General features: G+C 61.7%; 27 protein-coding genes and 1 pseudogene. 11 read left to right on the forward strand and 17 right to left on the reverse strand.

Going from position 1 to position 26,335, the window contains the following annotated elements; all coding sequences use genetic code 11:
• Positions 1-105 precede the first annotated feature (105 nt).
• From NUH87_RS20870 to NUH87_RS20890, 5 genes and pseudogenes are all read right to left on the reverse strand, one after another.
• Positions 106-372 (reverse strand): annotated as a pseudogene (locus NUH87_RS20870) (DUF2442 domain-containing protein); the annotation flags it as partial.
• A gap of 94 nt (positions 373-466) precedes the next feature.
• On the reverse strand, positions 467-1,387 hold the full coding sequence (locus NUH87_RS20875) for a restriction endonuclease (protein ID WP_338522520.1): 921 nt from the start codon (positions 1,385-1,387) through the stop codon (positions 467-469).
• Between the two features lie 211 nt (positions 1,388-1,598).
• Positions 1,599-1,946, reverse strand: a complete 348-nt coding sequence (locus tag NUH87_RS20880) for a DUF6124 family protein (RefSeq protein WP_338522521.1) — start codon at positions 1,944-1,946, stop codon at positions 1,599-1,601.
• 467 nt (positions 1,947-2,413) lie between these two features.
• On the reverse strand, positions 2,414-3,868 hold the full coding sequence (locus NUH87_RS20885; RefSeq protein WP_338526878.1) for a leucine-rich repeat domain-containing protein: 1,455 nt from the start codon (positions 3,866-3,868) through the stop codon (positions 2,414-2,416).
• Positions 3,869-4,032: 164 nt separating this feature from the next.
• Complete coding sequence (locus NUH87_RS20890) at positions 4,033-5,190, reverse strand: GGDEF domain-containing protein (RefSeq protein ID WP_338522522.1); 1,158 nt, start codon at positions 5,188-5,190, stop codon at positions 4,033-4,035.
• Positions 5,191-5,579: 389 nt separating this feature from the next.
• Here NUH87_RS20890 and NUH87_RS20895 point away from each other — a divergent pair, with 389 nt between their 5' ends.
• The 3 genes from NUH87_RS20895 (at position 5,580) to NUH87_RS20905 (ending at position 6,731) form a co-directional block, all read left to right on the forward strand.
• Entirely contained in the window at positions 5,580-5,903 is a 324-nt protein-coding gene (locus tag NUH87_RS20895) for a hypothetical protein (protein ID WP_338522523.1), read from the forward strand.
• Positions 5,890-6,366 (forward strand): hypothetical protein, encoded by a 477-nt coding sequence (locus NUH87_RS20900; RefSeq protein ID WP_338522524.1) that lies wholly within the window; start codon positions 5,890-5,892, stop codon positions 6,364-6,366. The genes NUH87_RS20895 and NUH87_RS20900 overlap by 14 nt, the downstream gene beginning before the upstream one ends.
• A gap of 167 nt (positions 6,367-6,533) precedes the next feature.
• Positions 6,534-6,731: a hypothetical protein gene (locus NUH87_RS20905; protein WP_338522525.1), complete on the forward strand. Its 198-nt coding sequence runs from the start codon at positions 6,534-6,536 to the stop codon at positions 6,729-6,731.
• Between the two features lie 209 nt (positions 6,732-6,940).
• On the opposite strand, the gene NUH87_RS20910 is transcribed toward NUH87_RS20905, so the two are convergent.
• The 9 genes from NUH87_RS20910 to NUH87_RS20950 all read right to left on the reverse strand — a co-directional run bounded on the left by NUH87_RS20910 (position 6,941) and on the right by NUH87_RS20950 (position 16,391).
• Entirely contained in the window at positions 6,941-7,699 is a 759-nt protein-coding gene (locus NUH87_RS20910) for a helix-turn-helix transcriptional regulator (RefSeq protein ID WP_338522526.1), read from the reverse strand.
• A gap of 227 nt (positions 7,700-7,926) precedes the next feature.
• Entirely contained in the window at positions 7,927-8,454 is a 528-nt protein-coding gene (gene ppa / locus NUH87_RS20915) for an inorganic diphosphatase (RefSeq protein ID WP_040071205.1), read from the reverse strand.
• A gap of 188 nt (positions 8,455-8,642) precedes the next feature.
• Complete coding sequence (locus NUH87_RS20920; RefSeq protein ID WP_338522527.1) at positions 8,643-9,470, reverse strand: zinc-dependent peptidase; 828 nt, start codon at positions 9,468-9,470, stop codon at positions 8,643-8,645.
• A gap of 4 nt (positions 9,471-9,474) precedes the next feature.
• Positions 9,475-10,128, reverse strand: a complete 654-nt coding sequence (locus NUH87_RS20925) for a DedA family protein (RefSeq protein WP_040071203.1) — start codon at positions 10,126-10,128, stop codon at positions 9,475-9,477.
• A 230-nt stretch (positions 10,129-10,358) separates the two neighbouring features.
• Positions 10,359-10,817, reverse strand: a complete 459-nt coding sequence (locus NUH87_RS20930; RefSeq protein ID WP_338522528.1) for a GNAT family N-acetyltransferase — start codon at positions 10,815-10,817, stop codon at positions 10,359-10,361.
• Positions 10,818-10,920: 103 nt separating this feature from the next.
• Positions 10,921-11,751: an ethanolamine ammonia-lyase subunit EutC gene (eutC, locus tag NUH87_RS20935; RefSeq protein WP_338522529.1), complete on the reverse strand. Its 831-nt coding sequence runs from the start codon at positions 11,749-11,751 to the stop codon at positions 10,921-10,923.
• Positions 11,748-13,142: an ethanolamine ammonia-lyase subunit EutB gene (locus NUH87_RS20940; protein WP_338522530.1), complete on the reverse strand. Its 1,395-nt coding sequence runs from the start codon at positions 13,140-13,142 to the stop codon at positions 11,748-11,750. Before NUH87_RS20940 ends, eutC begins: the two co-directional genes overlap by 4 nt.
• Before the next feature lie 184 nt (positions 13,143-13,326).
• On the reverse strand, positions 13,327-14,697 hold the full coding sequence (gene eat, locus NUH87_RS20945) for an ethanolamine permease (RefSeq protein WP_040071199.1): 1,371 nt from the start codon (positions 14,695-14,697) through the stop codon (positions 13,327-13,329).
• A gap of 173 nt (positions 14,698-14,870) precedes the next feature.
• On the reverse strand, positions 14,871-16,391 hold the full coding sequence (locus tag NUH87_RS20950; RefSeq protein ID WP_040071198.1) for an aldehyde dehydrogenase family protein: 1,521 nt from the start codon (positions 16,389-16,391) through the stop codon (positions 14,871-14,873).
• A gap of 417 nt (positions 16,392-16,808) precedes the next feature.
• Here NUH87_RS20950 and NUH87_RS20955 point away from each other — a divergent pair, with 417 nt between their 5' ends.
• From NUH87_RS20955 to NUH87_RS20970, 4 genes are all read left to right on the forward strand, one after another.
• A complete protein-coding gene (locus NUH87_RS20955; RefSeq protein ID WP_338522531.1) occupies positions 16,809-18,725 on the forward strand; it encodes a sigma-54-dependent Fis family transcriptional regulator in 1,917 nt (638 codons plus the stop codon).
• Positions 18,726-18,796: 71 nt separating this feature from the next.
• Positions 18,797-20,146, forward strand: a complete 1,350-nt coding sequence (gene mpl, locus NUH87_RS20960; protein WP_338522532.1) for a UDP-N-acetylmuramate:L-alanyl-gamma-D-glutamyl-meso-diaminopimelate ligase — start codon at positions 18,797-18,799, stop codon at positions 20,144-20,146.
• A complete protein-coding gene (gene ubiX, locus NUH87_RS20965) occupies positions 20,143-20,775 on the forward strand; it encodes a flavin prenyltransferase UbiX (protein ID WP_040071195.1) in 633 nt (210 codons plus the stop codon). The genes mpl and ubiX overlap by 4 nt, the downstream gene beginning before the upstream one ends.
• A complete protein-coding gene (locus NUH87_RS20970; RefSeq protein WP_040071194.1) occupies positions 20,768-21,055 on the forward strand; it encodes a YceK/YidQ family lipoprotein in 288 nt (95 codons plus the stop codon). Before ubiX ends, NUH87_RS20970 begins: the two co-directional genes overlap by 8 nt.
• Positions 21,056-21,099: 44 nt before the next feature.
• On the opposite strand, the gene NUH87_RS20975 is transcribed toward NUH87_RS20970, so the two are convergent.
• The 3 genes from NUH87_RS20975 to NUH87_RS20985 form a co-directional block, all read right to left on the reverse strand.
• Positions 21,100-21,741, reverse strand: coding sequence for an oxidoreductase (locus tag NUH87_RS20975; protein ID WP_040071193.1), 642 nt, complete (start codon positions 21,739-21,741; stop codon positions 21,100-21,102).
• 27 nt (positions 21,742-21,768) lie between these two features.
• Complete coding sequence (locus NUH87_RS20980; RefSeq protein ID WP_338522533.1) at positions 21,769-23,487, reverse strand: C13 family peptidase; 1,719 nt, start codon at positions 23,485-23,487, stop codon at positions 21,769-21,771.
• A gap of 102 nt (positions 23,488-23,589) precedes the next feature.
• Positions 23,590-24,045 (reverse strand): MaoC family dehydratase, encoded by a 456-nt coding sequence (locus tag NUH87_RS20985; RefSeq protein ID WP_040071191.1) that lies wholly within the window; start codon positions 24,043-24,045, stop codon positions 23,590-23,592.
• Positions 24,046-24,209: 164 nt separating this feature from the next.
• Here NUH87_RS20985 and NUH87_RS20990 point away from each other — a divergent pair, with 164 nt between their 5' ends.
• From NUH87_RS20990 to cspE, 4 genes are all read left to right on the forward strand, one after another.
• Positions 24,210-24,572 carry a CidA/LrgA family protein gene (locus tag NUH87_RS20990; RefSeq protein ID WP_040071190.1) on the forward strand — a complete coding sequence of 121 codons (363 nt, stop codon included), beginning with the start codon at positions 24,210-24,212 and terminating at the stop codon, positions 24,570-24,572.
• Positions 24,569-25,285, forward strand: coding sequence for an LrgB family protein (locus NUH87_RS20995; RefSeq protein WP_040071189.1), 717 nt, complete (start codon positions 24,569-24,571; stop codon positions 25,283-25,285). Before NUH87_RS20990 ends, NUH87_RS20995 begins: the two co-directional genes overlap by 4 nt.
• A gap of 10 nt (positions 25,286-25,295) precedes the next feature.
• Positions 25,296-25,886 carry an LON peptidase substrate-binding domain-containing protein gene (locus NUH87_RS21000; protein WP_338522534.1) on the forward strand — a complete coding sequence of 197 codons (591 nt, stop codon included), beginning with the start codon at positions 25,296-25,298 and terminating at the stop codon, positions 25,884-25,886.
• 186 nt (positions 25,887-26,072) lie between these two features.
• Positions 26,073-26,285, forward strand: coding sequence for a transcription antiterminator/RNA stability regulator CspE (cspE, locus tag NUH87_RS21005; protein WP_338522535.1), 213 nt, complete (start codon positions 26,073-26,075; stop codon positions 26,283-26,285).
• Positions 26,286-26,335 lie beyond the last annotated feature (50 nt).

The raw sequence follows: 26,335 nt of genomic DNA on the forward strand, positions 1-26,335 counted from the left end.
TCAAGACACGGGCGATTTGAGCTTTTTTACGCAGGTCGCCCATCGGGCCCGATTAGTCGGGGCTCGATGGGCGACCGCGGAAGTCACTGCGGAAGTCACTAAGTAAGTCGTCCCCCGCTCCAAGGCATCTAGATACAGCGTGTCAGCGCCGATCTGAATATCCAGCTCCGGCCATTCAACGGTCCAGCCAGCGTCGCCAATGGCCGCACCAGCGAACGCTTCAGCATCGCGCAATGGATTCAAGCCCGGGTAGTGCTTGATATCGTTGTTCAGATCCAGGTCGAAAACTTGCCCGTTCACAAAGGTTAGCTTCAGCGTGAAACTCGGGTGCGCCTGCACAGCCTGCAGGCGAGGGCGTTTCATGGATGACATTTTTTCCACTCATCTAAGAGTTTTGTCCGGTTATCCCGTACCCAGCCCAGCCCTGCAAGTGTCATCGGGGGGCTGGTCGCCAGATGACTCGCGCTCACTCCTCATCAAAGTAATCACGATCCAGCGCAGGCAACCGCAACAATCGCGATGTAACACCTACCTCATGATCCATCATCAGATGCACCAGTCGTGTGCCATCCACCAACACAATGCCGTCCACCGATTTCGCGAAATCGACAGCATTTGCGGTGAAACCAGAGGTTGTAATGAACACTCCACGTTTGGCCTTTTGCCCAGCGAGTGCACCGTAGAAAGCCTGCAGCTCAGGGCGGCCCACTGTGCTCTGCCAGCGCTTGGCTTGAACGTAAACCTTCTCCAACCCTAACTTGTCGAGCGAGATGATGCCATCGATGCCAGCATCCCCGGAGCCGCCGACACGCTGCAGGTCATTGCGACTGGCGCCGTATCCCAGGCGATGAAGAACATCCAGCACGATTACTTCGAAGCGGTTGGGGCTGACCTGTAACAAGTGATCCAAAAGGTCGGCAGCTGTGGCGTCGCGCAATTCCTGGAGTGCTTGCTCCAGCCGGTCATCCGGGCTAGCGGTGGCAGAGGTGACGTCAGGTTCAACAGGCGTTTCGTCATCAAGCGGGGTGGCGTCGGGGGCAACCTTCAGCTTCACATTCATATAGCCAATGGCTAAATGCTCCACTTCATCGGACGGCAGGGGGGCTGGGTGGTCCTTGGCGTAGGCCACACCCGCGTCAGTCAATTTCCAATACCCGCGTTTAGCGCTGCTGGAAAGGCCGGCACGCTTGAGCCGATCGTGCGCCCAGCCTGCTCTGTTCTTATAGGTGGCCTGCCCACTGGCGATCAGTTCTTCACGTTGCTCTATGGACAAATGCAACATTTTTGCTGCCGCTTCATGGGCATCCCGGGCGAGTGCACCATCGGATTTGGTAGCGAGAAAACGCAGGATGGGTTCGATGAACTGATCGTAAGTTGGAACGGGCATGGACGCTTCCCTGTGATGGCTACGTTTTTGTGCGAATCGGTAGGTGAGTATAAGTTAACGCTCACTCGGGTATCCCGCACGGGTGAGTCGTTGGCGCTGATAAAACGTAAGTCACGCACTGCGTCGCGAATTGGGCTGGATGCATTTGGACTGAGGATATTTAGTCAGTGAAAAGGGGAGCGTGCTCCCCTTTTTGCCGCGCGCCTTTCTGTCAGCTTGTTACCCCCGCGGGCAGCTCTTCAATTACTGAGTCTACCTGCCGTTGAGCCAACTCGATCAGATGCACTACTCCCATCGCCACCTTGCGATTCGCACCAGTGAGGTTATCTGCATTCTCATAGGCAGTGGCGGCAGCGGAATCCAGGATTGAACTGGCGTTGACGAGGGCTTCTTCTCGGCTTTGCGGGGCAGGGGCTTTGTCTTGTGTTCCTGTGGTGCCCGAACGTTTTGGACTGCCGCCCTGAGGCAGTATGTAGTACGCCAAAGCGCGATCAGCGGCTTGTGGGTCGATGCTTTCGATACCGGAGATTCCCGGTGGGTTGGGTGTGATTTTGAACATGCTGCGTGACTCCTAGTCGGTCAGTAAGGAGCCGCTACCATCGCTACTAAACGATTTAAGGGTGGCGGCCGAACGCAGGTTAGTAGACCGGTGACTAGGCCCGGCGCACCCGAAGGCGCCCTGCGCACGGCCACCATAAAGCGCAGGTCGAAAGAAATCGCCTTGCTGAAGGAGGCACTTTGCGCCTAGTCAAACGGCGGGCTACTAAACCCGATCACTGATGTGCAGTGACGGACTGAAGACTAGCCACCGAAATTGGCAGGCACAAGCGGTCAGGATTTTCTAGGAAACTTCATTCAAAGGAAAGCGAGTTGTCTTGCTGGCACTGCAAGATCACTGAAAAAACTCAGCTGATTTACCGGCGTTAAAAAGCTGAAAGGGGGCGCAAGTTCTCTTGCTGGGCCCCGATATTTCCCAGGTATTCAGGACTGATACGACCCAGCGGGCATCTGGATGTTCACCGCTTTTCAAATACCGGGCCCAGTCACGCGGGCCGACAATCTGGCCAAGCGATCCCATCCCTCCGCGCTGATCCCGGAGCAGTTCGACAACCACAATTTTTGCAGCGGCAACTGCTCCAACACGGACACCGCTGCTGAAGTGATCTGCGATTCCCCTGCACTTGCCGCGAGTGTCAGATCTCGCAGCGGCAGACGCGCGAGGTGGGCGACACCGGCGTCAGTGAGCCAAGGGCTTTCATATAAACCGAGGCGCTGCAGCGGCAGATCGCGCAAGCAGGCCAAGTCGGCATCGCGTAGGTCCAGACCGCCTATCTCAAGTTGTTCCAACGGCAATCCCAATTCGACGAGCATCCGCAAGGCCTTGCTGTCAATGCCGCGACAAAAGCTGAGATTGAGTCGCTTCAGCGGCAGGCCAGCTAGTTGTTTCAGTTCCTTGCCAGTGACGTCGTTCAATGAAAGGTCCAGCGATTCCAGATCCAAACCGTGCAGATCGCGCAACGTACGTGCGTCGATGCCTTGCACATCGGAAAGTCCCAAGCGCTTCAGTGGAAACGCGTGCAGCACATCGAGCCTCTCGATCATTTGCTGTGAAGATCTGAGATCCAGGTCGGCGAGTGGCATGCCTTCCAGTTCCGCTATGTCGTCTTCACAGACATACGAAGATTGCAGCGAAAGCCGTTCGATCGGCAGGTCCCGGATGGCGTGGAGCGTTGCGTCGTTTGCGTAACAGTAATCGAGGCTCAGCGACCGCAATGCCATCAGGTCGCTGAGCCAGGAAGGATCGTCCAGGATTGCGCTATTCCAGCCGAGCGATAGCTGTTCAAGTGGATGATGACCTAAGTGCTTCATTCCACGTGGAGTGAGTTCCCCTGCGCGTTCGAATGTGAGTGATCGCAACTTGAGTCGTGACAGTCCGAGCAGGCCGTCGTCGGTGACCTCATCACAACGGTTTAACGACAGTTCCTGCAGTGCACTACTGCCGAGTTGGTGAAGGAAGCGGTCGTCGAAGTCTTCGCCGTAGGTTTCCAACTTCAGCCGGCGCAGCCGTTCGAGTGACGGGAGGCTGGTGGCATTGTCATCGCGCCAAAAACCGCCGATTTCCAATGTTTCAAGGGCAACGGCTGGCAAGCGTCGCCATACATTCTGATCGCAACTGAACTTCGGGCTGTTGAGTACCAGCGTACGCAATGGCAGACCAGCCAGGGCGTCAAACCACTCAGGCTTGGCATTCTCCAACTCCACATGGTCTACGGGCAGTCCACGAAGCTGCGACAACAAGACCTCGGGGCGATTTGCATGCGCTGTGGTGTTCAAGTGGGCAATAACGGCGATAGCGGCCGGATCGCACAGGCCCGCAGCGACTCGTAAACCATCCAGTGAAGCCTCTCCGGTGTCGAGCAGATCGCGATAAAGCGAAGCACGCGCTGCAATGTCATCGGGTGTGGCAGAGAGTTGGGCCATCAGAGCGTTGCGGTTCAGCACTGGTTACGAGTCCGAAGTTGGTGAGCCGAAAGGATTGACGCAAGTATTAGCCAGTGAAGTCAGCCTGGTGTCCAGAGACATGGGTGAAAAAAGGGGCGCGAGATGCCCAGGGAGTGTTTGAACGATGATCCTGAATGTCCATGTCAGCGGGCTTGAGCCACCTCCACCCGATCGCGCCCTTTCCCCTTGGCCCCATAAAGCGCCTCATCCGCCAACGACAGCAATCGCGAAAGTTCGTACCCCGATTCCCCTGTGCTCACCAGCCCGATACTCACACTGAGAAATCCCGGCTCCAGCAGTGTCAGCCCGGAAAATCCGGCCCGAATCCGCTCCGCGACTTCCACTGCGCTCGCTTCGTTGCTATCACCCAACACACAGGCAAACTCTTCCCCACCAATGCGTCCGAACACATCGGCCGGGCGCAGGATCTGCGTTGTCATCCGGCTGAAGGCGATCAGCGCCTGGTCCCCCACGGCATGGCCGAAGGTGTCGTTCAGGCGCTTGAAGTGGTCCAGGTCGCAAAGCAGCAGCGCCGCCGACGTCCCGCGACGTTCGCAGTCGGCCAGCAGCGTTTCGCTCTTGAGCATGAACGATCGTCGGTTGCCGATGCTGGTCAAGGGATCGCTGTAGGCCGCGGCCTTGAGCTGGCGTTCGGCGCGTTCCTTGACCATGGCCAGGGTCACGTAGCCGATTCCGACCATGTAGACCATGGATTCGAACAGCAGGAAGGAAAAAAATGGCAGGCCTTCGCCGTTGCCCGCGAACGCGCGGGCCGGTCCCAAGCCGGTATCGGCAAAGATCCGCACGCAGTAGAACAGTGTTTGTAGTGCCGTCAGGGTCAGCGCGGGAAGGTAGGAGGCTTCGAGACGGTGGCGGCTTCGCCAGAACTCCAGCAAGGTCAGCCCGCCATAGCTGGCCGCCAGCGCCGAGTAGGCGGACACCCGCAATGGAAACGACGCCAGGAAGGTCGGCACCAGACACAATGCCAGCCAGATCGCCGCGCCCGCCAGTATGCCCGGCACCGAGGGCGGGCGACCGGCAAACACTCGCATGGCCGTCCAGTTCATGGCCGCGCTCAGCAACAGGATCACGTTGCCCAGCACTATCGGCACAAAGTCGATCCCCATGCCGCGCAAGCTCCCCAGCAGTAGGCCGAGGGACGCCAGCAACATCATGCTGCCCAGGTAGGCGAGGCAACGCTCGCGGGTTTCACGCAGCCAGGCGTGCAGGCTCAACAGCCCCATCAGGCAGAAGATGAAGACCGAGACCAGCAGCAGGGTCGGGATGTGCAGCAGCGTCATGTTCAGGCAACCCTGTTCAGCTGGCGACCGGGAATAACCCGGGGTGGCGGTTGTGGGTGCCAGGGAACACCGCGAGGTGGAAAGCAGGACTTGGCACGTGAGCGAGCACCTTGGTAAACACTCGGCGGGATTGTAGCGATATCTCCGAGGGGCTGCCCGCTTGTTGAGCGGGTCTGCAGGTCAAGATCCTACAGGCAGCGTTGAGTTGCCTGACATTCAATGCGGTCACTTCCTTTCGGCCCCGAACGTAAGCTTCGGCAACTGGGCCGAACACCTGATTTTCTGTTCTTGTCGGTCCCTCTCAAGGAGTGAGCGACTGTTGAAACAGGGATCTCGTTAACCGTGGGCCATTACGATTCCAGGGGCAATTATTCGCCCACGCCCGGCCCGTGTATTCCTCTGCCGCCGCGCAATTCCGAGCGCCGCGCGCCGCGCGCCGCCTCCAACACCCTACGAAAAAAGTCACGGATACCATTTCCACCGGCGGAAAATTCCGGGTTGACGAGATGGCCTACGATCCGAAGGCCCACGTTGTGATTGTCGCCAACAATGCCGGCGAGCCGCCGTTCCTGACGCTGATCTCGAGCAAGCCCGGCCATAAAGTCATGGCCAAGATTGCGATTGAAGACGCCACGGACGGGGTCGAGACAGCCTGTCTACGATGCCGCGACGAAAAGGTTCTATGTTTCGATTCCCGAGTTGAAGAAGGATAAGGCCAAGGGCGCCGTCGCCGTCATCGACCCGGCCAGCGGCAAGCTCGAGAAACTGTTGCCAGTCAGTGACTGCCATTCCAACGGCCTGGTGCAAGGGCGTGGCGCAAACCTGCTGTTAGGTTGCGACGCCGGCGGTAAGGACACCGGTCTGCCGCCGGTATTCGTCGTGATGAAGACCGACGGTTCGGTGGTCAAGGTCATTCCGGGTCTCGGTTCCGCCGACATGGTCACCTACAATCCGAAGCTCAAGCAGTATTACACCGCTTCGCGCGGTATGCCGGACGGCCCGGAGCTCGGTGTCATCGACGCGAAATCCAACACGCTGGTCCAACGCATAAAACTGCCCGGCGGCAACCCGCATTCGGTGGCAGTCAGCGAGAAAAACAACCACGTCTTCCTGCCGCTCAGCGCGAAGGATGGTGGCTGTAATGGTTGCGTGGCCGTCTTCGCTCCGGGCAGCTGACTTCATCGTAACTATCGAGTCTTGCGCGTCGCCAATAACCGCGGCGTGCAAGGCTAGGTGGTCTCGCAGTGGGGAGGGAAGCGCGGCGGTACACGGGTCATCTACGGCCGATCTGGACGCTTAGAACGCCACGCTGGATAAGCGCGTTTGCCGAGGGATGGTCGGACGTGGAATTTGTGCAACAGGTGCTTGCACAATTGTCCTGGGGGCAAAATCTGGCGCCGTTAGACACGCTCTCCGGTCCAGAGACCCTTGATCCTGTGGGGCTGCAGCGGATTTCAGCAGGCAAAACACCTTTCAAAAAGGCATTAAAAAGCCGGCTTGTGGCCGGCTTCTCGGGGACGGGTTTGGCTTATTTTTGGTAAGCCTCACTCGCCTTCAAAATGGACATCCAGACTTCACGTCCGGTTGTGGGACACCACGCAGTTGTATCGCGCCGCGTCGTGGGCAATCTGGCCTGCTGCAAGCAGGACGCTGCCCAAATGTGCCGCGCAGGATACCGATATTTGCGACAGAAGCCCAGCGAAAACCACACGCCAGAGCTGTCGTTTTCAGACAAGCAGGGATTTGTCCCCTATTTGGACGGCACCGGCGGCCGTCGCTTGTTCAGCGTCGACCACCAGAACACCCAACCCAGTATCCGGATGGTCTGTTCGTCGATCTGCTCCGCCGTGAACACTTCGTCCGGGTACTCGGCGCTGTTGTGGCTGCGCAACCGCAACGCCCCCGACGGCAGGCGGTAGACATATTTCACCCGCAACATGCCGTCGTGCTCCAGCGCGTAGATCTCGCCATCCACCACCTGGGTCAGGCTGCGGTCGATGGCAATAGTGGAACCATCCTGGATTTTTTCCGACATGGCGTTGCCGGTCATGGGGGCGCAGATGGCCTGGTCTGGCTCGACCCCCATGGCCTGCAGGATGCGATAGGGCAGGCGGACCTTGCGCCCGGGGATGGCCGCGATCCGGGTCTGGTTCGATCCGGGGGCCGTCGGGGTTTCCTTGTACAGCGGCACTTGTACGTCGTTGCGCTCGGTCGCCGCCAGGTCGTCGTGGGCCGAGTAAGGGGTGGTGTTCTGGGGGGACAGCGTTTCGCGTTTATCCTCCGCCTCGCTGGTCGTGCCGCCAGGGTGCTTGGGTCCTTCGCCGGCGCGGAGCCAGCGGCTGTTGACACACAACAGCTCGGCGATCTCGTCCAGCCGCGCCATGGGAATACCGCGCTTGAACCAGTTGTTGACGTGCTGCGGCGTCACTTGCCGGTTGGCAGCGAAGTCCGAAGCGGATAGATGGCACTCCCGCAGGAGGGCCCTTAAGCGATCACCTGATGTATTCATGAACACAGAGTTTACTGGCGTGCTACATCCGTTTAAATAAACGAGGTGTTCAAAAATGGCCCCTGAAAACACACAAGTTGATTGAGATTGTTCAGTATTCCTACATCCAATGAGTCGTACTTGATTCATTGTGTTTATTGATTAAAGACTTTGTTTGCCGATTGGTAAACAGGCACAAAAAACCCCGGCAAGCCGGGGTTCTTCGATTCGCGCCAGGGCGCGGCGGATCAGCCCTTGTAAGCGGCGACCGACTTGGTGATTTCGGCACGGGCGGCTTCGGCATCGCCCCAACCTTCGATTTTCACCCACTTGCCTTTCTCGAGATCCTTGTAGTTCTCGAAGAAGTGCTTGATCTGCTCCAGCAGCAGCGGTGGCAGGTCGGTGTATTCCTTCACGTCGACGTACAGCTGGGACAGCTTGTCGTGCGGAACCGCCAGGACCTTGGCGTCGCCGCCGCCGTCGTCGGTCATGTGCAGGATGCCGACTGGACGGGCGCGGATCACCGAGCCTGGCGCAACCGGGTAAGGGGTCACGACCAGCACGTCGAGGGGGTCGCCGTCGTCAGCCAGGGTGTTGGGGATGAAGCCGTAGTTGGCCGGGTAGAACATCGGGGTGGCCATGAAACGGTCAACGAACAGGCAATCGCTGTCTTTGTCGATTTCGTACTTGATCGGCGCGTGGTTGGCCGGAATCTCGATCGCGACGTAGATGTCGTTCGGCAGGTCTTTGCCAGCCGGAATCTTGCTGTAGCTCATTGGGCGATGCCCCCGTTGGTTGATCAGAAAACTTGGCCGGTTTGACCAAAAAGTGGCGGGGATTATAGGCATATTCCGGAGGCGATGCCACGGGCGACGGGACGTGCGGAATACCACCTTGGTCGGGGCGGGGTTGCCGGTGCTCTGCGGCGATCGGCTTGCGAGCGCTATCGCCAGCAAGCTGGCTCCTACAAGGGGTGAGTGCTGCCGGGGCCTTGGTAGCGCGGGTCGTGGGCCTGCAGGTGCTGCAGCCGTGCCAGCGGATCCTGGCGGTAAAACGCCCGCAATTGCTCGTACACCCGCGGGTAGGCCGTGGCCAGGATATCCGGGGCACTGAAGAAATATTCGCTGGTCACCGCGAAGAATTCCGCCGGGTTTTCCGCCGCATAAGGATCAATGGCGGTTTGAGCATGGGGATTGCGGTCCAGCTGGCGATTGAGGTCGTTGTAGGCGTGTTGCATGACCTTGGCCCAGTCGCCCACGCGCATGTTGCCGTGCAGCGGCGGCAGGCCGTTGGCGTTGCCGTTGAGCATGTCGAGCTTGTGCGCCAGTTCGTGGATCACCAGGTTGTAGCCTTCCCAGCCGCCGCTGGCCTCTACGCCGGGCCACGCCAGGATCACCGGGCCCTGTTGCCAGGCTTCGCCGCTGTGCTCGGCGTCCCACTCGTGCTCCACGCCGCTGGCATCGCGATGGCGCTGGGGGCTGAGGAAGTCGTCCGGGTAGAGCACGATTTCATGGAAGCCCTGGTACCAGTTCAACTCCCCCAGGTGCAGCAGCGGCAGTTGCGCCTGGGCGGCCAGCAGCAGGCGGCGTTCCTGGTCCAGTTCCACGCCGGGCAAGGTGCTCAGGTGCTTGTCGTCGAGGAACAGCACGCTGTGTTCGCGCAGCCAGCGATCCTCGGCGTCGCTCAGGCCGTCAAGGAAGCTCAGGTGCTCGCGAACCCGTTGCCAGGTTTCATCGGCAACCGGATGGCGGGCCAGCGTTCGCCGGCGCCGCCAGGCACTCAGTGACCACACGGGATCAATGAGTACCGGCTTTTGCGGCGTTGCCGAAGCGGCTGCGGACCACGCTGATGATCATCGGCAGCAGCGACACCAGGATGATGCCGATCACCAGCAGCGACAGGTTTTTCTTGATGAACGGTACGTTGCCGAAGAAGTAGCCGAGGGTGACCAGGCCGCCGACCCAGAGCACGGTGCCGAGGATGCTGAACAGGAAGAAGCGCACATAGGGCATTTTGCCGACACCGGCGACGAACGGTGCGAACGTCCGCAGGATCGGCAGGAAGCGCGCCAGGGTCACGGTCTTGCCGCCGTGGCGGTCGTAGAACTCGTGGGTCTTTTGCAGGTAGTCGCGACGGAAGATCTTCGAGTTCGGATTGCTGAAGAGTTTCTCCCCCGCCGTTCGTCCGATGAGGTAGTTGGTGCTGTCACCGAGGATCGCCGCCAGCATCAGCAAGCCGGCCAGCAGCACAGGGTCCATGCCGCCGCCCGCGGCCACCGCGCCGGCGATGAACAGCAGCGAATCACCCGGCAGGAAGGGCGTCACCACCAGGCCGGTTTCGCAGAAGATCACCAGGAACAGGATGGCGTAGATCCAGGCCCCGTAGTTGTTCACCAGCATGTCGAGGTAGACATCGAGATGCAGGATTATGTCGATTGGGTTGAAATCCATGGGGGGCACCTGTGTGGACGGTCCGGCTCGGCGGACCTGTGCAAGGACAATAGAGATACGTAGTTAACTACAGGGAATGTCGTTTTTTCGTACATTCCGCGGGAAATCGGGATTATAAGAGTTCGGGAGATTTCTGCCTGCCGAGTTTGTAGCGGGGAATGTCGGGCATGGGGCGCACATACCCCGCAGGAGCCGTCGGTCGACGCTCCTGCAAGGGGGCACGTTGCTGATCATTTTTCGTCAATCGGCAGCACGTAGTTCTTGAATTCGGTGTCTTCGCGAAAGCCGATGGATTCGTAGGTCTTCTGTGCCACCAGGTTGTCGCTGCTGGTGGACACCCGCAGACGGACGGCCTGGGTCTCACGGGCCATTTTCTTCGCGGTGCGCATCAGGTTGTCGGCCACCAGTTGGCGACGGGCATCCTCGGCCACGTAGATGTCGTTGAGGATCCACACCCGCTTGAGCGAGAGCGAAGAAAAGCTGGGGTACAACTGACAGAAACCGAGCAGTTTCTTGTCGTCATCGTCCGCCAAGGCCAGGTAAATCACCGATTCTTTGCGCCGTAGGCGTTTTTCCAGAAAGCTGCGGGACGAATCCGGGTAGGGCAACGCGCCGTAGAATTCACGGTATTTGACGAACAGGGGCGTCAGCAGGTCCAGATGTTCCAGGGTCGCTTGAGTAATCCGCATAGGTCAGGCCTCAATTTCATGGATATGACGGCAAACGGTTCACTCGGGCAGCCGCAACGCCGATGCTGCCCAAAGCGACGGAAAAGCGCAATCCGGATGATATTCAGGCTTGGGGCGGGCCCAGTAGGAAGTTGCCGTTTGAATGGACATCCGATTCACTCTCCAGCGTTTGCACTTGAGCCTCGTCCTTGAGATTGACCCCCGATAATTGTCGGCGGCAGGCTTCTTTCATCAAATACAGCAGTTTGTGTGCGGCCATGCCATAACTCATGCCCTCCAGGCGCACGTTGGAGATGCAGTTGCGGTAGGCGTCGGTCAGGCCCACCTTGGGATTATAGGTGAAATACAGGCCCAGGCTGTCCGGCGAACTGAGGCCGGGGCGCTCTCCGATGAGGATCACGGTCATTTTCGCCCCCAGCAACTCGCCGATTTCGTCGGCCACCGCGACCCGGCCCTGTTCCACCAGGATCACTGGCGACAGTGACCAGCCCTCAGCCTGGATCTGTTCCTCCAGGCGGGCGAGGAAGGGCAGGGTATGCCGATGCACCGCCAGCGCCGACAGGCCGTCGGCGACCACGATGGCCAGGTCGACACCGCCCGGGTGGGCGGTCGCATGCTCCTTGAGCAACTGCGCCGAGGCGGCGTTGAGCTTGCGGCCCAGGTCCGGGCGTTGCAGGTAGCTGTGGCGATCCTCGGCGGCGCTGTGCAGCAGCAGGCTGGCGCGGCCGCGTTCGGCCAGTTGCGTGCTCAGGCCGGCGTGGTCGAACGGCAGGTGCACGGCGTCGCGGGCCTGGGCGTGGGCGAACTGGAAATCCAGCTGCGCGCCGGTGGGCAGGCTGGTGCCGCTGCGGCCCAGGGCAATGCGTGCCGGCGTCAGGCGGCGCAGGGCCAGCCAGGGGTTGTCGTGGTCGAGGTCGTTGGCCATGTCGTTCATCCCAGCTGTGCCAGCGCCTGGCGGAAGGCCGGTGGCAGGTTATTGCCGAATCGCACCTTGCCGTCGGGCTGGGTAAAGATCCCCATCTTCGCCAGCCATTGTTCGAACTCCGGCGCGGGCTTGAGGCCCAGGGTCTGGCGGGCGTAGAGCGCGTCGTGGAAGGAGGTGGTCTGGTAGTTGAGCATGATGTCGTCGGAGCCGGGGATACCCATGATGAAGTTGATCCCGGCCACCCCGAGCAGGGTCAGTAGGGTGTCCATGTCGTCCTGGTCGGCCTCGGCGTGGTTGGTGTAGCAGATGTCGCAACCCATGGGCACGCCCAGTAGCTTGCCGCAGAAATGGTCTTCGAGGCCGGCGCGGATGATCTGCTTGCCGTTGTAGAGGTATTCCGGGCCGATGAAGCCGACCACGGTGTTGACCAGGAACGGCTTGAAATGCCGGGCCACGGCGTAGGCGCGGGTTTCGCAGGTCTGCTGGTCGACGCCGAAGTGGGCGTTGGCCGACAGGGCGCTGCCCTGGCCGGTTTCGAAATACATCAGGTTTTGCCCGAGGGTGCCGCGATTCAGGCTCAGGCCGGCGTCGTAGCCTTCCTGCAGGACGCTCAGGCTGATGCCGAAACTGGCGTTGGCCGCTTCGGTGCCGGCGATCGACTGGAACACCAGGTCCAGCGGCACGCCACGGTTGATCGCCTCGATGGAGGTGGTGACGTGGGTCAGCACGCAGGCCTGGGTGGGGATTTCGTAACGCTGGATGACCGCGTCGAGCATGTGCAGCAGGTCGCAGATCGACGACAGGCTGTCGGTGGCTGGGTTGATGCCGATCATGGCGTCGCCGTTGCCGTAGAGCAGGCCGTCGAGGACGCTGGCGGCGATGCCGGCCGGATCGTCCGTGGGGTGGTTGGGCTGCAGGCGGGTCGACAGGCGACCGCGCAGGCCCAGGGTGCCGCGGAATTTGGTCACCACGCGGATTTTCTGCGCCACCAGCACCAGGTCCTGGACGCGCATGATCTTCGAGACGGCGGCGGCCATTTCCGGGGTCAGGCCCGGGGCCAGGGCGCGCAGGCTCTGTTCGTCGGCGGCGTCGCTGAGCAGCCAGTCGCGCAGGCCGCCGACGGTCAGGTGGCTGACGGCGGCGAAGGCCTGTTTGTCGTGGGTGTCGACGATCAGGCGGGTGACTTCGTCGGATTCGTAGGGGATCAGCATTTCCTCGAGGAAATGCTTGAGGGGAATATTGGCCAGGGTCATCTGGGCCGCGACCCGTTCGCCGTCGTTGAGGGCGGCGACTCCGGCCAGGAAATCGCCGGAGCGGGCGGGACTGGCCTTGGCCATGACGTCCTTGAGGCTGTCGAAACGATAGGTCTGGGCGCCGACGGAATGGGCGAATGTGGCCATGGGGCGGTGTCCTCCTGAACCTTTGCAAGCGATGAATGTAGCTGTAGGAGCCAGCTTGCTGGCGATGGCGGCCGATCAGATGATGCAAGTCTCACTGGCCTCATCGCCAGCAAGCCGGCTCCTACGGTTTTGCGGTGTTCATATGTACAGCGTTGGGGGCACAGGGCGCCCCGTGCTGGTGCAATCAGTTACCCGTGAGCATGGCGTCCGCCGGCGCGTCCAGGCGCTGGCTGGCGGTCAACTGGAAGTAGAGGAAGCCCGCCGCCATGAAACCGAGGAAGATCAGGCCGATCAGCATGTTGAACCAGGCCATCGCGATCAGGCACACCACCGCCAGGACCAACGCGATCCCCGGCACGATCGGATAACCCGGGGCGCGGAAGCTGCGCTCCAGGTTCGGCTCGCTGCTGCGCAGCTTGAACAGGCTCAGCATACTGATGATGTACATCACGATGGCGCCGAATACCGACATGGTGATCATCGCCGCCGTCAGGCTCATGCCTTGCAGGTTGACCAGCCCGTCGCTGTAGATCGCCGCGATGCCGACTACGCCGCCGGCCAGGATCGCCCGGTGCGGGGTCTGGAAACGCGACAGCTTGGCCAGCGAACGCGGCAGGTAACCGGCCCGGGCCAGGGCGAAGAACTGCCGCGAGTAACCGAGGATGATGCCGTGGAAGCTGGCCACCAGGCCGAACAGGCCGATCCACACCAGCATGTGCATCCAGCTGGAGTTGTTGCCCACCACCGCTTTCATTGCCTGGGGCAACGGGTCGTTGATGTTCGACAGTTGGCGCCAGTCGCCGACGCCACCGGCCATCACCATCACGCCGAGGGCCAGGAACACCAGGGTCAGGATGCCGCCGACATAGGCCTTGGGAATGGTGCGCTTGGGGTCCTTGGCTTCTTCGGCGGCCATGGCCGCGCCTTCGATGGCAAGGAAGAACCAGATCGCAAAGGGGATTGCCGCAAAGATGCCGGGGATCGAGTCGAGGCTGAAGCTGCTCGCCCCGGACCAGCCGTTGAGCACGAAGTTGCTGAAGCTGAAGCCCGGCGCGACCACGCCCATGAACACCAGCAACTCGAGGACCGCGAGTACGGTCACCACCAGTTCGAAGGTGGCGGCGATGCTCACGCCTATGATGTTCAGGCCCATGAACACCACGTAGGCGCCGACGGCGGCGAGCCGTGGGTCGAGGTCCGGGTACTGGACGTTGAGGTAGGCGCCGATGGCCATGGCGATGGCCGGCGGGGCGAAGACGAATTCGATCAGGGTGGCGATCCCGGCGATCAGGCCGCCGCGTTCGCCAAAGGCCCGGCGGCTGTAGGCAAAGGGGCCGCCGGCATGGGGAATGGCGGTGGTCAGCTCGGTGAAACTGAAGATGAAGCAGGTGTACATGGTCGCCACCAGCAGGGTGGTGACGAGAAAGCCCAGGGTGCCGGCGGTCCCCCAGCCGTAGCTCCAGCCGAAGTATTCGCCGGAGATCACCAGGCCCACGGCAATGCCCCAGAGGTGCAGGGTGCCGAGGGTGGGTTTGAGTTCGGTTTGAGTTGTCATAAGTCCTCGCTTGTCATTTTTATTGTTCGGTTGTTGGACTTTCGGGTGTCGATTTTCTGTACAGCGTGCACGCAAAGCCCGTGCCAGTGCGGCCAGGCGTTGTTTTGGGGTGTCAGTCAGGGCCTCTTCGCGGCGGCCGGGACTCCGGACCGCCGCGAAGGGGGTCTCAGGGTTTAGAAGAACCCAAGCGGATTGATGTCATAGCTCACCAGCAGGTTCTTGGTCTGCTGGTAATGATCGAGCATCATCTTGTGGGTCTCGCGGCCCACGCCGGATTTCTTGTAGCCACCGAACGCGGCATGCGCCGGGTACAGGTGGTAGCAGTTGGTCCAGACGCGACCGGCCTTGATCGCCCGGCCCATGCGGTAGGCGCGGTTGATATCACGGGTCCACAGGCCCGCACCCAGGCCGAACTCGGTGTCGTTGGCAATCGCCAGGGCTTCGGCTTCGTCCTTGAAGGTGGTGATGCTCACCACCGGGCCGAAGATTTCTTCCTGGAACACGCGCATCTTGTTGGTGCCCTTGAGCAGGGTCGGCTGGATGTAATAACCGGTGGCCAGGTTGCCCTCGAGTTTTTCCACCTTGCCGCCGGTGAGCAGTTGCGCGCCTTCGGTCTTGGCGATTTCCAGGTAGGACAGGATCTTGTCGAACTGCTGCTCGGAAGCCTGGGCGCCGACCATGGTGTCGGTGTCCAGCGGGTCGCCGCGCTTGATCTGCTCGACCTTCTTCATCACCACTTGCATGAACTCGTCGTAGATCGACTCTTCGATCAAGGCGCGGGATGGGCAGGTGCAGACTTCGCCCTGGTTGAAGAAGGCCAGCACCAGGCCTTCGGCGGCCTTCTCGATAAAGCTCGGTTCGGCTTTCATGATGTCGGCGAAGAAGATGTTCGGCGACTTGCCGCCCAGTTCCACGGTGGACGGGATGATGTTTTCGGCGGCGCATTTCATGATGTGCGAGCCGACCGGGGTCGAGCCGGTGAAGGCGATCTTGGCGATGCGCTTGCTGGTGGCCAGGGCTTCGCCGGCTTCTTTGCCGAACCCTTGCACCACGTTCAGGACGCCGGGTGGCAGCAGGTCGCCGATCAGTTCCAGCAGCACGCAGATGCCCAGCGGGGTCTGCTCGGCGGGCTTGAGCACCACGCAGTTGCCGGCGGCCAGGGCCGGGGCGAGTTTCCAGGCGGCCATCAGCAGCGGGAAGTTCCACGGGATGATCTGGCCGACCACGCCCAGCGGTTCATGGATGTGATAGGCCACGGTGTTGCCGTCGATTTCCGCGGCGCTGCCTTCCTGGGCGCGCAGGCAACCGGCGAAGTAGCGGAAGTGATCGGCGGCCAGGGGGATGTCGGCGTTCAGGGTTTCGCGCACGGCCTTGCCGTTGTCCCAGCTTTCGGTGATGGCCAGCAGTTCGAGGTTCTGCTCGATACGGTCGGCGATTTTCAGCAGGATCAGCGAACGGGCCTGCACCGAGGTGGCGCCCCAGGCATCGGCGGCGGCATGGGCGGCGTCGAGGGCCTTGTCGATGTCCTTGGCATTGGAACGGGGGAATTCGGCGATCGGCTTGCCGTTGACCGGCGAGGTGTTGGTGAAGTACTGGCCGTCGACAGGCGCGACGAATTCGCCATTGATGTAGTTGCCGTACTTGGCCTTGAACGTAACGATGGCGCCGGCAGTACCAGGGTGGGCATAACGCATGGTGTGTCTCCTTGGCTATTGTGCTTATAAGGGAGTACGCGGGTTAGCGCTGGATAAGCGTAGAGCAAAGGTCGGGCCAGTGCGTCGCGGAGTGGGTGCCAGAGCCTTTGGCGGGCGTGTTCGATGACAGGCGGCGTGGCTGTTGCGACAGGGTTGATACAGCCGGGGTGACAGTTTGTACCTAAGTTGGCACAGCCTGTGACTTGCCGGTCGCTGGAGGATTGCAATGCTCGGGTTGCAGGAGGATGCTGGGCGTCCAGACGAAAGTGCATGAGCTTCCGAACGCACAGCGAAACCTGTAGGAGCGAGCTTGCTCGCGATGGTGGCCCAGGCACTGCGAGGTATCAGGACACCCGCGTGATCGTTGACGCCCATCGCGAGCAAGCTCGCTCCTACAAGGGGGGAGAATAATAAGAAATGCAGAACAACCATCTGAGTCGCCACGCCCAGCAGGTGCTGACCGTGACCCAGGGCAAGGCCCACCCGGGCGGCCCGGGTAGTGACCCGTCCATTGCCCGGTCCTGGCTGCGTTGCCTGGAGGATTATCACCTCGACCCCTCGCTGAGCATCGCCCCCACCGTGCTCGAACACGGCCGGTTGCTGGAAAGCCGCGAGCGCCTGCGCCAGGTCCTGCAGATCGCCGGCAATGAAATGACCAGCCTGCACCAGCAGCTCTCCGGTGCCGGTCACGCGGTGCTGCTCACCGACGCCCGCGGGGTGATCCTCAACTGCGTCACCGCCCCCGCCGAACGCAAGATTTTCGAGCGCGCCGGCCTCTGGCTCGGCGCCGACTGGAGCGAGGCCTGCGAAGGCACCAACGGCATCGGCACCTGCCTGGTGGAGCGCCAGTCCCTGACCATCCACCAGGATGAGCATTTTCGCGGTCGCCACACCGGCCTGACCTGCTCCGCCAGCCCGGTCTTCGATCCCCATGGCGAATTGATGGCGGTGCTCGACGTGTCCTCGGCCCGCCCGGAGGTCTCGCGCCAGAGCCAGTTCCACACCATGGCGTTGGTCAACCTGTCGGCGAAGATGATTGAGAGCTGCTATTTCCTGCGGCATTACGACAACCACTGGCTGCTGCGCTTTCATTTGCAGGCCGAGTCCGTGGGGCTGTTCAGCGAGGGCTTGCTGGCGTTCGACGGCGAAGGACGGATCAGTGCAGTCAACCAGAGTGCCCTGAACCTGCTGGGCCATGGCCGCAGCGGTTTATTGGGCCAGCCGGTGGAGGCGTTCTTCGACTGCTCGCTGGATGAACTGCTCGGGCGTGCCAGTGCCCAGGCCAGCGCCAGTTGGCCGCTGCGCAGCCGTGATGGCCGTGCCCTGTTCGCGGTGTTGCGCGGCCAGCCGCGCAGCGTGCCCAAGGTCATGGCGCCCACGCTTGCGCCGATGGAACGAGCGAAGCCGGCCAACATCTGCCTGGGCGACCCGGCCTTGCAGATGGATTTTCGCCGAGCGCTGCGGGTCTTCGAGCGCGATGTGCCCTTGCTGATCAACGGTGAAACCGGTTCGGGCAAGGAGGCCTTCGCCAAGGCGGTGCACCAGGCCAGCCAGCGCGCCGAGAAAGCCTTTGTCGCCCTCAACTGCGCGGCGATTCCCGAGAGCCTGATCGAAAGCGAGCTGTTCGGTTATCGCGGTGGCAGTTTTACCGGCGCGCGCAAGGAAGGCATGCGCGGCAAACTGCAACAGGCCGATGGCGGCACCCTGTTCCTCGATGAGATCGGCGATATGCCGCTGGCCTTGCAGACCCGCTTGCTGCGGGTGTTGGAGGATCGCCAGGTGGTGCCCATCGGCGGCGAGCCGGAGGCGGTCAATGTGCGGATCATCAGCGCCACGCACCGTAATCTCCTGGAGCGGGTCGGCGACGGCAGCTTCCGCGAGGATCTGTACTACCGGCTCAATGGGCTGGAGGTCGGCTTGCCGGCGTTGCGTGAGCGCAGCGACAAGTCGCAGTTGCTGGATTTCCTGTTGGCGGAGGAGGCCGGGGAGCCGGGCGTACGGATCGACGCGGCCGCGCGCCAGGCGCTCCTGGCGTTCGAGTGGCCGGGCAATGTGCGGCAGATGCGGACGGTGTTGCGCACGCTGGCGGCGTTGTGCGAGGACGGTCGGATCGGTCTCGAGGATCTGCCGGCGCTGATCCGGCAAGCGCGGCCGGGTGTGATCGCCGTGGCGGTCGACGAGCCGTCCGGGACGCCTCTCGAAGAGGCCGAGCGCCTGACCCTGCTCAATGCCCTGGAGCAGCAGCGCTGGCACATGACCCACACGGCCGAGCAACTGGGGGTGAGCCGCAACACCTTGTACCGCAAGCTGCGCAAGCACGGCATCGCCCGTTAGGCCCGATGAAACACCAGGTGCGATTTCCTACGCCCTGGGCTAACCTGCGACCACGTTTTACGAGGTCGACTATGCACATTCATATTCTGGGTATCTGCGGTACGTTCATGGGTTCGATGGCCGTACTGGCCAAGGAGCTGGGTCATCACGTCACCGGTTCCGATGCCAACGTCTATCCGCCGATGAGCACCCAGCTCCAGGCCCAGGGCATCGAGTTGACCCAGGGCTACGATCCGGCGCAACTCGATCCGGCCCCGGACCTGGTGGTGATCGGCAATGCCATGTCCCGCGGCAATCCGGCGGTCGAGTACGTGCTGAACAAGGGCCTGCCCTATGTCTCCGGCCCGCAGTGGCTGGCGGACCATGTGCTGCAAGGCCGCTGGGTCCTGGCCGTGGCCGGCACCCACGGCAAGACCACCACCAGCAGCATGCTGGCCTGGGTACTGGAACACGCCGGCATGAGCCCGGGCTTCCTGATCGGCGGCGTGCCGCAGAACTTCTCGGTGTCGGCCCGTCTGGGCAGCACACCGTTCTTCGTGATCGAAGCCGATGAGTACGACAGCGCCTTTTTCGACAAGCGCTCCAAGTTCGTCCACTACCGTCCGCGCACCGCGATCCTGAACAACCTGGAATTCGATCACGCGGACATTTTCCCGGACCTGGCGGCCATCGAACGACAGTTCCACCATCTGGTGCGGACCATTCCGAGCGAAGGCCTGGTGATTCATCCGACCACCGAACCGGCCCTGCGCCGGGTGATCGAAATGGGCTGCTGGACCCCGGTGCAGACCACCGGCGCCGGTGGCCAGTGGCAGGTCAAGCTGCTGAGCGAAGACGGCTCGCGTTTTGAAGTGATGTTCGAAGGCGTGGCGCAAGGCGTGGTCGAGTGGGACCTGACCGGCCAGCACAACGTCGCCAATGCCCTCGCCACCCTGGCGGCGGCGCGGCATGTCGGTGTGGTGCCGGCCATGGGCATTGCGGCCCTCAGCGCCTTCAAGAGCGTGAAGCGGCGGATGGAAAAAGTCGCCGAAGTCCACGGCATCACCATCTACGACGACTTCGCCCACCACCCGACCGCCATTGCCACCACCCTCGACGGCCTGCGCAAGAAAGTCGGCGATGCGCCGCTGATCGCCATCATCGAGCCGCGCTCCAACTCCATGAAGCTCGGTGCCCACCGCGACGGCTTGCCGGACAGCGTGGTCCAGGCCGACCAGGTGATCTGGTATGCACCGGCCAACCTGGGCTGGGACCTGGGCGCCACGGCGGCGTTGTGTTCGGTGCCGTCCATCGTCAGCGATTCCCTGGACGGCATCATCGAACGGGTGAAAAGCCAGGCCAAACCCGGGACCCATGTGGTGATCATGAGCAACGGAGGCTTCGGCGGCCTGCATGGCAAACTGGCCGAGGCGCTGCAATGAACAACGGACCGGAACGCATCACCCTGGCGATGACCGGTGCTTCCGGCGCGCCCTACGGCCTGCGCCTGTTGGATTGCCTGGTGCGCGAGGACCGCGAGGTGCACTTCCTGATCTCCAAGGCCGCGCAATTGGTGATGGCCACCGAGACCGATGTGGCGCTGCCGGCCAAGCCGCAGCTGATGCAGGCCTTCCTCACCGAATACACCGGTGCGCAGGTCGGGCAGATTCGGGTATACGGCAAGGAAGACTGGATGTCGCCGGTCGCCTCGGGCTCCGGCGCGCCGGCGGCGATGGTGGTGGTGCCGTGTTCCACCGGGACCTTGTCGGCCATCGCCACGGGCGCCTGCAACAACCTGATCGAGCGGGCGGCGGATGTTACCCTCAAGGAGCGCCGCCAGTTGATCCTGGTGCCGCGCGAGGCGCCGTATTCGAGCATTCACCTGGAGCACATGCTCAAGCTGTCGAATATGGGCGTGACGATCCTGCCGGCGTCGCCGGGCTTTTATCACCAGCCGCAGACCATCGATGACCTGGTGGATTTTGTCGTGGCGCGGATTCTCAATCTGCTGAACATTCCCCAGGACATGCTGCCGCGTTGGGGCGAACACCATTTGAGCAGCGATGACTAAGCCGCTGCTGTGCCTGTTGCTGGCACTGCAACTGGCCGGTTGCGCGACGGCGCGGACCCTGGACGCCGGCAAGACCGGGGCGCCCCTGGTGTATTCGGGCACGCGCCTGGATCTGTATGCATTGCAGGGCGGCTGTTGCGCCAGTGACCATTTCGGAGCGGAGGCGCCGAGTTATCCGGGGCTGGATCTGCCGGCCAGTGCGCTGCTGGATACGCTGCTGTTGCCCCTGTCAGTGCTGACGGTATTGGGTGTGGGGGTTCAGGCGACGGGAGGGTTGTAGTCGCACAGGGGGTGTTTGTGAGCGGGCAAGCCCGCTCGCCACCGTTATTTGCCCAGCCGGCGCAATTCATCCGACTCGACAATCCGCACCCCATCCTGCTCTTCCAGCGCCAATCGCCACAGCGCGCGCGCCAACTGGCACGCCTCGATGCCGCGATACTTCCCGGGAATCAGCTTCGACAGCGGGGCCACCAACTGTTCCGTCAGGCGCGGCTCGATCCGTTCGCCCAGCAGAAAGGAGGGTCTGGCAATGGTCAACTGCGGCCAGTTCTGTGCCCTCAGCGACTGTTCCATCTCGCCCTTGACCCGGGTGTAGAACACCTTGGATTTCGGATCGGCATCGATGGAACTGACCACGATCAGATGCCGCGCGCCCATTTCCCGCGCTCGCTTGCCGAAGGCCACGACCATGTCATGGTCCACGGCGCGGAACGCTTCTTCGGAACCGGCCAGCTTGATGGTGGTGCCCAGGCAGCAGATCGCCACGTCAACACGACCACTCAATTGCGGCAGGAATACCGCCGGATCGCCCACTGGATTTTCCAGGTGCGGATGCTCGGCCAGCGGTCGGCGTGAAGGTGCGAGTACACGGGTGATCGTCGGTTCATTGAGCAGGCGATCGAGTAGATGTTCACCGGTCAGGCCGGTGGCTCCAGCGAGCAGGATATGCTGAGGCGTCAAGTACATAAAATACCTCCCTTGATACAGATCAGCTTAGTTGCTCTTGGCCGTCTTGCTGTCTAGTGAAGCGCTTTGCAACGCTTTTCGTGCCTGTTGTTTACGCAGCGCTTGCCAATGGGCCAATACGCCCTTGGGTGCCCAGATCTGCGGTTCCGAGGCTTCGAAGTTGTCCGCCTGCTCGCGCTCGGCCACATGGGCCTTGGCCAGGGCGAAGGCTTGCTGCAGGTCGTCGGTCTGGTTCAGCGCCTGGGCGAACAGGGCGTCGCCGAAATAGGTGAAATCGGCTTCCTCCGAGCAGCCAAAGGACACCCGGTCCTCGCGCGAAGCGGTCATGATCAAGGTTCTTTCATCCTTGAGCGCCGGGATGAAACCGCCGGAATAACAGGCGGAAATCACGATGACTTTATCGCGGTTCTTCAGGGGCGCCAGCGCCGAGGCCAGTTCGTCGGCCGGCAGGTCGGACAGCTCCAGGCGCGGCTGCTCCAGCACGAACTCGTGTTCATGGGTGCCATGGCTGGTCAGGTAGATGAAGATCAGGTCTTCCGGCCCGCTGCGTTCGGCCAGGGTCTGGGCGGCGCGGCGCAGGTTTTCGCGGGTTGCCATCGGGCGATCGCCCAGGTGGTCGCGGTGGTTCACCAGGCTGATCTGGCCATAGGCGCCGAAGCGGGTGGCGAGCATATGGTTGACGTAGTCGGCTTCGCGCATGAACACGCTTTGCTTGCCGTCGCCGGCCAGCACCAGGCTGTAGAGTTCGATCGCAGGGGTCGAGGCGGGTACGGCGGCGAGGGCTTTTTCCAGCAGCGGGCCCTGGGCCAGCAGGCCGAGCTCCAGCAGGTCGGGCAGCACTTTGCCGTCGGCATCGCGGACCCGCTGGCCGTTGTTCCAGATGCCGCTTTGCACGGTGCCGTCGGCCAGGGTCAGGCTGCCGCGGCCGTTGTAGGTGTCGCCGGCGAACTCGCCGACATAGACGCTGCCGTCGCCCAGGCTCAGATGGCCCTGGCCGTTGAAGCGCCACTCGCTGAACTCACCGCGATAATGGCTGCCGTCGACGCCGATCAACTGGCCCTTGCCGTTGAGCACGCCTTCCTTGAAGTCACCGGTCCAGACATCGCCATCGGCGTTCTCGTAGCGGCCCTTGCCGTTCAACTGGTTGCGCTTGAAACCACCGACATACTGGTCGCCGTCGGCGCTGTTGAAGGTGCCGACGCCTTCCAGTTGGCCGTCGACGAAGTGGCCGGTGAACAGGTTGCCGTTGGCGTCGCTGCGCTGACCTTCGCCGTTGGGCTTGCCATGGGCGAATTCACCCTGGTACTGGCTGCCGTCTTCCAGTTCCAGATGGCCGAGACCGGAGTACTGGTCGTCCTTGAACTCGCCGCGGTAGGTCATGCCGGCTTCCTTGAGGGTGCCTTCGCCGTCGCGCCGTCCCTGCTTGAAACCGCCGGTGTAGCTGCTGTCGTGCAGGGTCAAGGTGCCTTGGCCGTGGAACAGGCCCTGCTGGAACTGGCCCTTGTAGACCTCGCCGTTGCTGCCATGCCACTCGCCATCGCCTTGCCACTGGCCCTTGTCGAACTGGCCGGCGTACCAGCTGCCGCTGGGGTAGTCGATGCGCCCCTGACCCTGCAGCAGCCCATTGACCACTTCGCCGCGATAGCGACCGCCGTCCGGCAGGCGCGCGTCCGGCGGTAAGAGCGATTCACCCTCACCACAGGCGGTGAGCAGCAGGGTCAGAGCGAGGGGAACGAGTGGGCGCATAACGGGATCCGGATAATTAGGGGACCGAGTATGCCGTAGCAATATGGCGTGTCCAGTGTCCTGCACGAAACAGAGTGCACTCTGTTTCGTGGGAACCGGTTATCAGACGAAGCAGAGTGACAGGGGCTCAGCGATATAGGCGGGTTTTTCCTGGCCTTCGATTTCCAGAGTGGCGGTGGCCTTGAGCAGCCATTGGCCGGGTTTCTTCTCGGTGACTTCGGTCAGTTCGACCTTGAGGCGCACCCGCGAGTCGACCTTCACCGGCTGGATGAAGCGCACGCTGTCCAGGCCGTAGTTGACGGCCATCTTCAAGCCTTCGGGCATGATGAAGATGTCTTCCATCAGTTTCGGAATCAGCGACAGCGACAGGAAACCGTGGGCGATGGTGCTGCCAAACGGCGTTTGCGCGGCCTTGACCGGGTCGACGTGGATGAACTGATAGTCGCCGGTGGCTTCGGCGAACAGGTTGATCCGCGCCTGGTCGATGGTAAGCCACTCGGAACATCCCAGTTCCTTGCCGACATAATCGTTGAGCTGCGCTACAGGTACATAGGGCATTGACACACTCCTTGGTCTATCGAGTTTATCGGGCCTTGGGTTGCAGCCCTTGGCAACCACTGTAGATCATCATGGGAGAGGTGCCGGGTCAAGCCACCATACCTTTGGCGAATGGCGGCGTATTGGCGTGCTTATAATGCCGATGTATTCAAAGGAGAGCTCGGATGTTGCTACGCGGCCTGACCTGGCTGGTGCTGTTTCAGTTGCTTGGCACAGCCCTCAATCATTTGTGTGTGCCGGTGTTGCCGGGGCCGATTATCGGCCTGCTGCTGTTACTGGTGTTTTTGATGGTGCGTGAAGAAGTCAGTGCGCCCCTGGGCGAGGCGGCCGCCACGCTGTTGCGTTATCTGCCGTTGTTGCTGGTGCCGCCGGCGGTCGGGGTGATGGTCTATGCCGCGCAGATTGCGGCGGACTTCTGGGCGATTGCCGGCGCGCTGGTGTTGTCGGTGCTGATTTCCATGGCGTTTGCCGGGGTGTTGATGAACGCCCTGGTCAAGCGCCACGCCCGGCGCGGGGAGCGACCATGAACCTCGACTGGCAGGGCGCCTGGGCGGCAGTGATCCATCATCCGCTGTTCGGCATAGGCATTACCCTGGGCGCCTATCAACTGGTGCTGGCGGGTTTCGAAAAGACCCGCTGGATCTTCCTGCAACCGGTCCTGGCCTCGATGGCGCTGGTGGTCGGCATCCTGTTGCTGTGCGACCTGAGTTACGCCGAGTACCGCAGGAGCACCGAGATCCTCGGTATCCTGCTGGGACCGGCCACGGTGGCGCTGGCGGTGCCGCTGTACCTGAACCTGCGGCGGATCCGGCAGTTGTTCTGGCCGATTTTTACTACGCTGGTGGTGGGTGGGGTCTTGGCGACGGGCCTGGGCGTCTTGCTGGGCTGGCTGTTCGGCGCCGACCACATGATCCTGATGACCATGGCCCCCAAGTCGGTCACTTCGCCCATCGCCATGCTGGTGGCCGAGCAGATCGGTGGCGTGGCGGCGCTGGCGGCGGTGTTCGTGTTGATCACCGGGGTGATCGGCGCCATTGCCGGGCCCTGGCTGCTGACACGGCTGGGCGTACAGTCGCCGGAAGCCCGGGGGATGGCCCTGGGCATGACCGCCCATGCGGTGGGCACCTCGGTGGCCTTGCAGGAAAGTGAAGAGTGCGGCGCCTTCGCGGCGTTGGCGATGAGCCTGATGGGCGTGGCCACGGCAGTGTTGCTGCCGCTGGCGGTAACTTTGGCGGTTTAAGGAAGTCGTTATGAGCCTGGCGTTGTTTCCCCTGAACACCGTGCTGTTTCCCGGTTGTATCCTCGACCTGCAGATTTTCGAGGCGCGTTACCTGGACATGATCAGTCGCTGCATGAAACAGGGCAGCGGTTTTGGCGTGGTCTGCATTCTTGAAGGGCAAGAGGTCGGCCAGGCGCCGGAAGGCTTTGCCCTGGTCGGCTGTGAAGCCCTGATTCGCGACTTCCAGCAGCAGGACAACGGCTTGCTGGGCATCCGGGTCGAAGGCGCTCGGCGTTTTCGGGTGCTCCACAGCGAGTTGCAGCGCGATCAACTGACGGTCGCCGAGGTCGAGTGGCTGGATGAAGTCCCCGAACAGCCGTTGCAGGATGAGGACGAGGACCTGGTGGCGCTGCTCAAGGCGCTGGCCGAACACCCCATGGTCGCGGCCCTGAACATGGGCACCGCAGCGACCGGACAGCAGTCGCTGGCCAATCAGTTGGCGTATCTGCTGCCGTTTTCCGAGCTGGACAAACTCGATCTGCTGGAACTGGACGACCCTCAACAACGGCTGGACGCGATTCAGGTATTGCTGGATGAGTTGCAGGGCGAGTTGTTTGCTTGAGTGGGGCCATGTAATTACATGGAATAATCGTTATATAAAAATAATCTGAAAAACTGTCAGAAATGACAGTAGCTGGCTTTGCGCAATGGATCCAGTCTTGATGTGAGTTAGTGTGGAAAGAAAGCTTGTAGGGCGAAAGTTGTCCACGAACGAGCTTGCGTCATTCAGCAACTGGGAATATTGGAAATGTCAGATCGCAAAAACGGTACGGTCAAATGGTTCAATGATGTGAAAGGCTTTGGGTTTATCACGCCGGAGGATGGGACCACAGATGTTTTTGTGCATTTCAGAGCCATTCAGGGGAGTGGTTTTAAAACGCTCGCTGAAGGGCAGAAAGTGAGCTTTAAAATTACCCAGGGGCAAAAAGGTCCGCAAGCAGACGAAGTTCAAGTGCTTTGAGGTTTTGCAGCGTAGACATGGCTGTCCAAACATCCCTTGGATGACCGAGC

Source organism: Pseudomonas batumici (assembly GCF_036585405.1).
Classification (GTDB): Bacteria; Pseudomonadota; Gammaproteobacteria; order Pseudomonadales; family Pseudomonadaceae; genus Aquipseudomonas; species Aquipseudomonas batumici.